The sequence below is a fragment of the Streptomyces sp. CNQ085 genome, assembly GCF_022614595.1.
Classification (GTDB): domain Bacteria; phylum Actinomycetota; class Actinomycetes; order Streptomycetales; family Streptomycetaceae; genus Streptomyces.
Genome location: NZ_JAJFAU010000062.1, coordinates 1 through 10,094, shown reverse-complemented (window position 1 = coordinate 10,094; position 10,094 = coordinate 1). Strand labels below are relative to the sequence as shown.

Genomic DNA, 10,094 nt, shown 5'->3' with positions numbered 1-10,094 from the left:
GCCCGGGGCCGTACGGCCCCGGGCCCCGCCCCACGCGATGGGCGCGTCTCCCGGCGTCAGAGCAGCGGCAGGTTCTTCCCGAGCGGCGGCAGCTTGTCGGCCACCGGCAGGCCGTCGGTCAGGGAGTCGGCCCTCACCTGCTTGCCGACGGCCGGCACCTTGCCCTTGGCGGACTTCACGGCCTTGCCCGCCCTGCCCTTGCCGTCGGTGGCGGGCCCGGCGGTCTCACCGAGGAGGGAACCGGCCGTCCCCACCGTGTCGTCGGCGGTCTTCCGCACGGCCGGGACGGCGGCCTTGCCCGCGGCCCCGACGGTCCTGCCCGCGGTCGGCACGGTCTTCTTCACGGCCTCGCTGCCGGTTTCGGCCACCTGGGTGCTCGCCCTGCGCGAGGTGTCGTCGATGGTGTCGCCCAGGTTCGCGCCGTCCAGGTTGCTCACTCCGCCCAGATTCTTGGCGGGCGGCAGGAGTTCGGCGGCGTTCGCGGAACCGGCCGCACCGACTGCGGAGGCGGCACCCGCTGCGACCAGCAGCGCGGTCCGTGCGATCCGGCGCGAGAGGGGGAGGGACATGTTGCTCCTTCGACGGAGAAGAGGCTTGCTGAGGTTTCCCGCGGGCCGTCGGGCCCGGAGGGCGTCGTTGCGCATCCGGCCGGGGCGGCGCCCCCCGGACGCTGTGCCTATCGGGCCGGGGGGCTCGGAGGTTGCGGCCGTTCGGGTAAAGGATTGGCAATGGGCCGCCTCCCCGGTGGCGGAGGAGGCGGCGGGAGGAGTGGTCCCGGCAGGCCCCGGGAGAGTGCCGGACCCCGGTGTGGCCACGGGGTTCCCGCGGCTTCGCCGGGCCCGGCGGGGGCCGCGCCGATGCCCTTCGAGACCTCGGCCGCCGGGGCGCATGATCCCCCGTTCGGGTGACCAGAGGAGACGCCGTGCGGTGACGCGGGGACATGGGAGTGCGGCGGTCGCGGGGGCGCGGGAGCCCTCGCCGCGCCCCCACACGGCACCGGTGCGGGGGATCAGCGCGAGATGGCGATGACGACCTCGGTGCCGATGTCGTCCCCGGCCGTGCGCCAGCCCTCGGCGGCCCGCCCGGCCTCCCAGACCCGCTCCCCGTAGGAGACGCGCCCGATCCCCAGCTCCTGGGAGTGGGCCACGGCCCAGTGCGCCAGCTCCCAGCCACGGCGGTCGGCGTCCTTCTCGCCGGCGCGCGCCGGGGTGCGGACGGGGACGGAGACCACCGGGCCGGGAGCGCTGCGTCCGGCTCCGCCGCCGTCGATGCCGGGGGCGTCCGGCAGGACGTCCGCCCCGAACTCGCGGACCAGCCGCTCGCGCACCCGCACCGGGTCGCCGGCGGCCCTCTCCCGCGGGCCGGCCTTCGCGGGCACGCAGTTCAGGGCGGCGGCCCGGCGGCCGGTCAGCGCGGCGGTGAGCAGCGCCGCCCTGGACTCGTGCTTGGCGTAGGCGTCGGGGAAGCCGCTGCGCTGCACCCGCTGCGCGGCGACGGTCAGGGGCAGCCGGGAGTAGCCCGGGATCTCCACCAGATGCTCGTAGAACTTCCCGGCCGAGTACACCGGGTCCATGATCTGCTCCGCCGTACCCCAGCCCTGGGAGGGCCGCTGCTGGAAGAGGCCGACGGAGTCGCGATCGCCGTAGTCGATGTTGCGCAGCGCCGACTCCTGCATGGCCGTGGCCAGGGCGATGGTGACGGCCCGCTCGGGCAGCCCGCGGGCGGAGGCGACGGCCTGGATGGTCGAGGCGTTGGCGGCCTGCTGCGGTTCGATGACGTACGGCTCGTCGTCGGCCGCGGTCACGGTGCAGCGCGCCGGTCCGGACCCGCCGGGGTCGTGGCGTACCAGGAGGTACCCGGCGAGTCCGAGCAGTACGACGCACGCGGCGGCCAGGCGCAGCAGCCTGCCGCGGCGTGGAGTTGAAACTCGCTCGGACACGTGACATAAGGTACTGGCCCCGCGGTGTCAGGGACCCGGACGTGACGCGGATCCCACGGACGGGCGCCGGGTAGGGTCGGCCGTATGGAGCGTGCCCCCGAAATCCCAGGAACCGTACCCGAGGAGGCCCCTGCCCTGGACCTGAGCCTGGAGGCGGCGTCGCTGACCGCGCGCCTCGTCGACGTCCCCTCGGTCAGCGGCGGGGAGGAACCGCTCGCGGACGCGATCGAGACCGCGCTGCGCACCCTGCCGCACCTGCGCGTGGACCGCTACGGCAACAACGTCGTCGCCCGTACCTCGCTCGGCCGGGCCGAACGGGTCGTCCTGGCAGGGCACATCGACACCGTGCCGATCGCGGACAACGTGCCCTCGCGGCTGGAGGACGGCGTGCTGTGGGGCTGCGGCACCTCCGACATGAAGGCGGGGGTCGCCGTCCAGCTCAGGATCGCCGCCACCGTACCCGAGCCCAACCGCGACCTGACCTTCGTCTTCTACGACAACGAGGAGGTCGCCGCCCACCTCAACGGACTCGGCCACCTGGCGAGCGACCGTCCCGACTGGCTGGCCGGGGACTTCGCGGTGCTGCTGGAGCCCTCCGAGGGGAAGGTAGAGGGCGGCTGCCAGGGCACGCTGCGGGTCGGACTGCACACCGCCGGGCAGCGCGCCCACTCGGCACGCGGCTGGAAGGGCGCCAACGCCATCCACGCCGCCGCGCCGATCCTGGCCCGGCTGGCCGCCTACGAGCCGAGGCGGCCGGTGGTCGACGGACTGGAGTTCCGCGAGGGCCTCAACGCGGTGGGGATCACCGGCGGTGTCGCGGGCAACGTCATCCCCGACGAGTGCACCGTGACCGTCAACTACCGCTACGCGCCCGACCTCACCGAACAGGAGGCGCTCGCCCATGTCCGGGAGGTGTTCGCCGACTGCGGTGTGGCGCGGTTCGAGGTGGAGGACAGTTCGGGTCCGGCGCGGCCCGGCCTGACGCACCCCGCCGCGGCGGCCTTCGTCGAGGCGATCGGTGGCGAGGTACGGCCCAAGTACGGCTGGACCGACGTCTCCCGGTTCAGCGCGCTGGGCGTACCCGCCGTCAACTACGGCCCGGGGGACCCGAATCTGGCGCACAAGCGCGACGAGAGGGTGGAGACCGCGCTGATCGGGCACTGCGAGGAGCGGCTGCGCGCCTGGCTTACCGCCTGACCCGCCGGGTCTCGGCTGATCCGCGGGGCCGCCGGTGCGTCCGGGGAAGTTCCGCTCCGCGTGATCCGGACCTGCGTACCCTGGCGGCCTGTACGTCGGCGTCGACAAGGGAGTACTGCATGGCCACTGCGGAGGAGTTCGAACAGGGGGAGGCGCTCCGGGAGCAGCGCCTCGGACCGGTGGTGCGCCGCCACGGCCAGGTGCAGCACAGCACCACCGACCAGCGTCTGCTGGACAGCGCCGGCCCCTCGGACTGGCTGCACCAGGATCCGTGGCGGGTCATGCGCATCCAGTCGGAGTTCGTCGAGGGCTTCGGCACCCTGACCGAGATCGGCCCCGCCATCAGCGTCTTCGGCTCGGCGCGCACGCCCGAGGGGTCACCCGAGTACGAGGCCGGGACGCGGATCGGGCGGGCGCTGGTGGAGGCCGGTTTCGCGGTGATCACCGGTGGCGGTCCGGGCGCGATGGAGGCGGCCAACAAGGGCGCCAGGGAGGCGGGCGGCACCTCGGTCGGTCTGGGCATCGAGCTGCCCTTCGAGCAGGGGATGAACCAGTACGTCGACATCGGCGTCAACTTCCGCTACTTCTTCGTGCGCAAGACGATGTTCGTGAAGTACGCCAGCGGCTTCGTCGTCCTGCCGGGCGGCATGGGCACGATGGACGAGCTGTTCGAGGCGATCACCCTGGTCCAGACGCGGAAGGTCACCCGCTTCCCGATCGTGCTGTTCGGCACGGACTACTGGCGGGGACTGGTGGACTGGCTCCGTGTCACCGTCGTGCCCAGCGGGAAGATCGGCGCGCACGACATGGAACTCTTCCACCTCACCGACGACGTGGACGAGGCGATCGCGCTGGTCACCAAGGAGACCTCCGGCAAGGACGCGCCGGGGGACGGGTTCCGGCCGGAGGACCCGGACTGACCGGTTCCGGTCGGCGCGGGACGGTTCGGGACGATCCGTGCCGTGCCGTGCCGGTCCGGTCCGGAGAACCGGTCAGGCCAGACCGCGTCGGGCCACGGCCGGCGGGCGCAGACCCGCGATGGAGGCCACCATGTCGAGCACCTGCCGGGTCTCGGCCACCTCGTGGACGCGGTAGACCCGTGCGCCCAGCCAGGCGGATACCGCGGTCGTGGCCAGGGTCCCGGTCAGCCGCTCCTTGACGGGCCGGTCCAGGGTCTCTCCGACGAAGTCCTTGTTGGACAGCGACACCAGCACCGGCCATCCGGTGGTGACCATCTCCTCCAGCCGCCGGGTGACCTCCAGCGAGTGACGGGTGTTCTTGCCGAAGTCGTGGCCGGGGTCGATCAGCACCGCGTCCCGCCGCACCCCGGCCGCGACCGCGCTCTCGGCGAGCGCGACCGTGCGGCGCAGCACATCGGCCATGACGTCGTCGTACGCCACCCGGTGCGGGCGGGTGCGCGGCGCGGCACCGCCGGTGTGGGTGCACACCAGCCCGGCGCCGTACCGCGCCGCCACTCCGGCCAGCTTCGGATCCACGCCGCCCCAGGCGTCGTTGAGCAGGTCCGCACCCGCCTCGCAGACCGCCTCGCCCACCTCGTGCCGCCAGGTGTCCACGCTGACCACCACATCCGGCCAGCGCCGCCGCACCTCGGCGACGAAACCCGCGGTGCGCCGCACCTCCTCCTCGGCGGATACCTCCTCGCCGGGACCGGCCTTCACGCCCCCTATGTCGATGATGGCGGCGCCCTCCGAGACCGCCTGCTCGACCCGGTCCAGGGCGGGGCCGTCGCGGAAAGTGGCGCCCCTGTCGTAGAAGGAGTCCGGCGTGCGGTTCACGATGGCCATGACCACCGTCTCGTGCTCGCCGAACTCGTGCCGTCCCAGCCGCAGCATCCGCTGTCCTCTCCTCCCGCGGTCCCGGCACCGCCCAGTGCCCCGCAGCAGACCCTAGCCGTCCCGCCGTGGCACGATCGCAGTAGACCTGTACCTGCCGTTTGGCGTGTCGGACCCGGGGAGATGGCGTGTTCTGGTTTCTGCTGATCGCGTTGGTCGTGGTGGTCGCCGCGGTCGCGCTGGCCGTGGTGGGGGGTGGTGACGGGCCGGGCCGCACCGCGACGGGTGGACTCGCCGATGCCCTGCCCGACCGGACCGACGCCTGGCTGCCGCCGGACCGTCCCCTGAACCGCTCCGACCTGGAGGCGCTGCGGCTGCCGCAGGCCGTGCGGGGCTACCGGATGGAGGAGGTGGACGACGTGCTGGACCGGCTCGGTGCCGAACTGGCCGAGCGCGACGCCCGGATCGCGGAGCTGGAGGCTTCGCTGGCGGGGACGCAGGCGGCCGTGCTGGGCGGACCCGGCATGTTCGACAAGCCCGGCGACGATTCCGGGGGCCGCCCCGGCGCGGCCTCCGGCGATCGCGGGGAGCCGCGGTGACCGCCGGGGGCGCGGCGCTCCCCGGCCCGGACGGGCGGCTGCGCTGCCCATGGGGTCTGTCCGCGGATGACTACACCGTCTACCACGACACCGAGTGGGGCCGCCCGGTGCACGGCGACGACGCGCTGTTCGAGCGGCTGTCCCTGGAGGCGTTCCAGTCGGGGCTGTCCTGGCTGATCATCCTGCGCAGGCGGGAGGGCTTCCGGGCGGCGTTCGAGGGCTTCCGGATCGCCCGGGTGGCGCGGTTCACCGACGCCGACCGGGAACGGCTGCTCGCCGACCCGGGCATCGTCCGCAACCGCGCCAAGATCGACGCGATCATCGCCAACGCGAGGGTCGCGGCCGAGTGGGGACCGGGCGAGCTGGACGCCCTGGTGTGGTCCCACGCACCCGATCCGGCAGGCCGTCCCGCGCCGCGTACGCTCGCCGACGTGCCGGCGATCACACCGGAGTCGACGGCGCTGTCCAGGGCACTGAAGAAGCGGGGCTTCCGCTTCACGGGCCCCACCACGGCCTACGCCCTGATGCAGGCGTGCGGCCTGGTCGACGACCACCTGGCGGACTGCTGCGCCCGCCCCCCGCGCGCCGCCGGCTGAGCCGCGGCGTCCGCGCCCGGCGGGCCCGGGCGCGGGACGCTCCCCGACGGGACGTCAGCGGCCTCGGTAGACGGGCTTCTCCTTGGCGACGAACGCCTCCACCGCGGTCCTGTGGTCCTCCGAGGCGCCGGCCCGGGCCTGGAGTTCGGCCTCCTTCTCCAGGGTCTCGGCCAGCGAGTGCGAGGAGCCGTGGACCAGGGACTCCTTGAGAGCGGCGTACGCCACCGTCGGCCCCTCGGCGAGCCGCCGCGCCGCGTCCTCGGCCTCGGTCGCCAGCCGGTCGGCCGGGACGACCCGGTTGGCGATGCCCAACTCCAGGGCCTCCGCCGCCTTAACGCTGCGCGGGAAGAGCAGCAGTTCGGCGGCGCGGCCCGGGCCGACCAGGCGCGGCAGGGTCCAGGACACCCCGGAGTCGGCGGTGAGCGCCACCCCGGCGAAGGAGGTGTTGAAGGCGGCGGTGTCGGCGACCACCCGGTAGTCGGCGGCGAAGGCGAAGCCTGCGCCTGCGCCGGCCGCGACGCCGTTGACGCCCGCCACCACCGGCTTGGGCATGGACGCGATGGCCAGGATGATCGGGTTGTAGTGCTCCCGCACGGTGTCCAGCGCGCCGCCGCCGCTGCGCCGCAACGCCTCGACGTGCTCCTTGAGGTCCTGCCCGACGCAGAACGCCCGCCCGCTGCCGGTCAGCAGCACCGCGCGTACCGCCGGGTCGCCGGCCGCCTCCCGCAGGGCGTCCCGCAGCGCCTCCTTGAGCGCGGTGTCGAGCGCGTTCATGGCGTCGGGGCGGTTGAGGGTGACGGTCGCCAGCCCTCCGGACACTTCGTAGACGACGTTGTCTGACATGGGGGCCAGCATGGCAAGGAACGGTGCGGGCCGACACCGGTCCGCGCACGAACGGCGTGTGACCTGCGTCAAACGGCAGGGGTGCCTTCCAGAGGGAGAAAGGGCGCAGTATCGCAGCCCGATTCCCGAATTGGGTGGTTTTGCGTGCGGGCGTTGCGCAAGGGATACGGCCCGATGTTGGTCATGAGGTCGTGCGATGCGGGATAATGGCAGGGAAGCAATGTGTTCGACGCCGGCGACACCTGGGTTGCCCGGCTGAGATCAGCTGGTTTCAGGAAGGGGAACGAGCATGGCGGCCATGAAGCCGCGGACGGGCGATGGCCCGCTCGAGGTGACCAAGGAGGGGCGGGGCATCATCATGCGCGTTCCGCTCGAAGGCGGTGGACGACTCGTCGTCGAGCTGACCCCTGACGAGGCGGATGCACTCGGCGAAGCTCTGAAGAAGGCCTGCGGCTGAGGAGCACTCGAAGACCTCTGGCGCCACCGCCTTTACGCACCACCACCACCGCCGCCCCCGGAAGAGCACGGCCTCCGGGGGCGGCGGTGTGCTGCCGGCCCGGTGACCCGGCCGCGGTGGCGTCCGGCGTGTCAGCGGTGGCGCTTGACCGCGCACAGTAGGCCGTCGCCCACCGGCAGCAGTGAGGGCAGCAGCGAGGCGCTGTCCCGGACGGTGCGCAGCAGCTCGCGGAGTCTGAGTACCTCCGCAGGCTGGGCCGAGGAGTCGACGGTGCGGCCGTCGGCGAACACGCCCTCGAAGCAGACCAGCCCGCCCGGGCGCAGCAGGCGCAACGATTCGTCCAGGTACTCCGGGCACTCCGTCCGGTCGCCGTCGCAGAAGACCAGGTCGTAACCGCCGTCGGCGAGCCTGGGCAGAACGTCCAGGGCGCGGCCGGGGATGAAGCGGGCGCGGTTGGCCGCGAAGCCCGCGGCGCGGAACGCCTGGCGGGCGATCTGCTGGCACTCCGGCTCGGTGTCCACGGTCGTCAGCACACCGTCGGGCCGCATGCCGTGCAGCAGGTGGATGCCCGACACCCCGGTGCCGGTGCCGATCTCGGCCACCGCCTTGGCGTCCACGGCCGCGGCCAGCAGCCGCAGCGCGGCGCCCGTGCCGTCCGACACCGTGCGCAGGCCCGCCTCCCGGGCCCGGTCGTGAGCCCAGCGCAGCGCCGCCGAGTGCTCGGAGCGCTCGGCGTGCTGGACGTCCTCCGCGCCGTACGCGTCGGCGAACGCCCAGCTCGTCTGCCGGTTGCCGGTAATCGCCCTCTCCTGTCCCCGTGATGCCCGCAACCGTGACTGTATCCGTTGGCGCCGGGAACCCGCAGATGGGACCGCGCGTTGGTTCTACAGGGATCGTGCGGCGAGCGGCGGGGGGAACGTACATGGCACAGGGCCGCAAGACGGTCAAAGAAACTTATCCGGAGCTAACGGGCGAGGTGGCTATGGTAGGCACTCCACTGGACACCACCAGAGCCGACAGGGGAGGTGCGGCTGCGGCCGGTGACCGGGGGGTGCTCAGGCGCTTCCGCAGGTCGTCCGGCGAGCCGAAATCCGTGAACGACACCGCTGACCACCACCACGCCGCCGACTCCGCGACCACCGCGACCTTCGCAACCGACGCGGACGCTCCGGCGTGGACGCCTCCCACCTGGGAGGAGATCGTCAGCACCCACAGCGCACGGGTCTACCGCCTCGCCTACCGCCTCACCGGGAACCAGCACGACGCCGAGGACCTGACCCAGGAGGTCTTCGTCCGGGTCTTCCGCTCGCTGTCCACCTACACCCCCGGCACCTTCGAGGGCTGGCTGCACCGCATCACCACCAACCTCTTCCTGGACATGGTGCGGCGCAAGCAGCGCATCCGCTTCGACGCCCTCGGCGACGACGCGGCCGAACGGCTGCCCAGCCGCGAGCCCTCACCCCAGCAGCACTTCAACGACACCCACTTCGACGCCGATGTCCAGCAGGCGCTGGACACCCTCGCCCCGGAGTTCCGGGCGGCGGTGGTGCTCTGCGACATCGAGGGGCTGTCGTACGAGGAGATCGCCGCGACGCTCGGAGTGAAGCTCGGCACGGTCCGCAGTCGCATCCACCGCGGCCGCTCCCACCTGCGCAAGGCCCTCAAGCACCGGTCCCCCCGGGCGCGCGCCGAGCAGCGCGAGCTGGCCGGGGCCCTCCCCGGTGCCGTGGGAGGGGAGGGCGGCCCCGCGTGAGCGGCACACACGACGGCGTACCCGACCTGGAACCGACCCCGGCCGAGCAGCACCTGGGCGACCGGCTGGCGGCCCTGGTGGACGGAGAGCTGGGGCACGAGACGCGCGAGCGGGTCCTGGCGCACCTGGCGACCTGTCACACCTGCAAGGCGGAGGCCGACGCACAGCGCAAGCTGAAGAGCGTCTTCGCGGACGCCGCGCCCCCACCACCCTCGGAGGGACTGCTCGCCAGGCTCCAGGGGCTGCCCGGGGGCCTGGACGGAGGAGGGCCGCCGGCCCCCTCCGCGTCCGCCTCCTCGTCCCCCTGGGACTTCGAGTACCTGCCGGCCGGCGGCGTGCTCGCCTCCGACCGCGGCTTCCGCGTCCACCGCGTCCAAGAGGTGGACCGTTCCTCCTCGCGCGGTCGCCGTTTCGCCTTCGTGGCGGCGGGCGCGGTCTCGTTGGCGGCCTTCGCCATCGGCGGCGCGCTCACCTCGGCGGCCACCGGCGACTCCACGGTCGCCGCGAGCGGGGACGGCGGTACGAACACTCGCTCGCCGCGCACGGCGGCCGTCGGAGCGGAGCGCGGTGGCGGCAGACAGGAGGAGCGAGAGGAGAGAGGGATGGGGCCGGCCGGTACACCGAGCGGACCGGTCGTGGCGCCGGTGCAGCCGCCCGTGCTGTCGGCTTCCCCGCTGGACGCCACCCTCACCACCCGGCACCACGGGCTGACGGTGGTGCCGGTGATCGATGTACTGCCCACCCTGCACCCACCGCTGATACACCCCACGCAGTACCGGCCGCCGTCCGGAGAGGGACTGCCGGAGCAGCACGAGTCCGTCAGGCAGCCGCTCATCGCGGCGACCCCCATGGCCGTGGCTCCCCCGGCCGCGGCCACCGCTCCGGTGGGTGCCACCCCGGCGCCCACGCTTCCGCCG

At 73.4% G+C, this 10,094-nt stretch carries 12 protein-coding genes; 7 read left to right on the top strand and 5 right to left on the bottom strand.

The genetic code is table 11. The features are described 5' to 3' along the window. Window positions 1-56 precede the first annotated feature (56 nt). Both LJ221_RS12920 and LJ221_RS12915 read right to left on the bottom strand, forming a co-directional pair. Window positions 57-569 carry an ATP-binding protein gene (locus LJ221_RS12920; RefSeq protein ID WP_241716498.1) on the bottom strand — a complete coding sequence of 171 codons (513 nt, stop codon included), beginning with the start codon at window positions 567-569 and terminating at the stop codon, window positions 57-59. Between the two features lie 440 nt (window positions 570-1,009). After that, window positions 1,010-1,939 carry a heavy metal transporter gene (locus LJ221_RS12915; RefSeq protein WP_241716496.1) on the bottom strand — a complete coding sequence of 310 codons (930 nt, stop codon included), beginning with the start codon at window positions 1,937-1,939 and terminating at the stop codon, window positions 1,010-1,012. Between the two features lie 84 nt (window positions 1,940-2,023). Between LJ221_RS12915 and dapE the strand changes: the two genes are divergently transcribed. Next, window positions 2,024-3,136, top strand: a complete 1,113-nt coding sequence (gene dapE, locus LJ221_RS12910; protein WP_241716495.1) for a succinyl-diaminopimelate desuccinylase — start codon at window positions 2,024-2,026, stop codon at window positions 3,134-3,136. Between the two features lie 119 nt (window positions 3,137-3,255). Next, window positions 3,256-4,056 (top strand): TIGR00730 family Rossman fold protein, encoded by an 801-nt coding sequence (locus LJ221_RS12905; RefSeq protein WP_241716493.1) that lies wholly within the window; start codon window positions 3,256-3,258, stop codon window positions 4,054-4,056. Window positions 4,057-4,128: 72 nt separating this feature from the next. On the opposite strand, the gene folP is transcribed toward LJ221_RS12905, so the two are convergent. Further along, a complete protein-coding gene (gene folP / locus LJ221_RS12900) occupies window positions 4,129-4,989 on the bottom strand; it encodes a dihydropteroate synthase (RefSeq protein WP_241716491.1) in 861 nt (286 codons plus the stop codon). Window positions 4,990-5,117: 128 nt separating this feature from the next. On the opposite strand from folP, the gene LJ221_RS12895 reads away from it, so the two are divergent. Further along, window positions 5,118-5,528 carry a DivIVA domain-containing protein gene (locus LJ221_RS12895; RefSeq protein WP_241716488.1) on the top strand — a complete coding sequence of 137 codons (411 nt, stop codon included), beginning with the start codon at window positions 5,118-5,120 and terminating at the stop codon, window positions 5,526-5,528. Next, window positions 5,525-6,124, top strand: a complete 600-nt coding sequence (locus tag LJ221_RS12890; protein WP_308314774.1) for a DNA-3-methyladenine glycosylase I — start codon at window positions 5,525-5,527, stop codon at window positions 6,122-6,124. The genes LJ221_RS12895 and LJ221_RS12890 overlap by 4 nt, the downstream gene beginning before the upstream one ends. 54 nt (window positions 6,125-6,178) lie before the next feature. Here the strand turns inward: LJ221_RS12890 and LJ221_RS12885 are convergent, their stop codons facing one another. Continuing rightward, window positions 6,179-6,967 (bottom strand): enoyl-CoA hydratase/isomerase family protein, encoded by a 789-nt coding sequence (locus LJ221_RS12885; protein WP_241716486.1) that lies wholly within the window; start codon window positions 6,965-6,967, stop codon window positions 6,179-6,181. A 289-nt stretch (window positions 6,968-7,256) separates the two neighbouring features. On the opposite strand from LJ221_RS12885, the gene LJ221_RS12880 reads away from it, so the two are divergent. Continuing rightward, window positions 7,257-7,424 carry a DUF3117 domain-containing protein gene (locus tag LJ221_RS12880; protein ID WP_014137929.1) on the top strand — a complete coding sequence of 56 codons (168 nt, stop codon included), beginning with the start codon at window positions 7,257-7,259 and terminating at the stop codon, window positions 7,422-7,424. Between the two features lie 131 nt (window positions 7,425-7,555). Here the strand turns inward: LJ221_RS12880 and LJ221_RS12875 are convergent, their stop codons facing one another. After that, window positions 7,556-8,254, bottom strand: a complete 699-nt coding sequence (locus tag LJ221_RS12875; protein WP_241716484.1) for an O-methyltransferase — start codon at window positions 8,252-8,254, stop codon at window positions 7,556-7,558. Between the two features lie 152 nt (window positions 8,255-8,406). Between LJ221_RS12875 and sigE the strand changes: the two genes are divergently transcribed. Further along, window positions 8,407-9,177, top strand: coding sequence for an RNA polymerase sigma factor SigE (gene sigE / locus LJ221_RS12870; RefSeq protein WP_241716482.1), 771 nt, complete (start codon window positions 8,407-8,409; stop codon window positions 9,175-9,177). Further along, the coding region (locus LJ221_RS12865; protein WP_308314773.1) for a zf-HC2 domain-containing protein at window positions 9,174-10,094 on the top strand (921 nt) is incomplete at its 3' end. The genes sigE and LJ221_RS12865, both read left to right, overlap by 4 nt.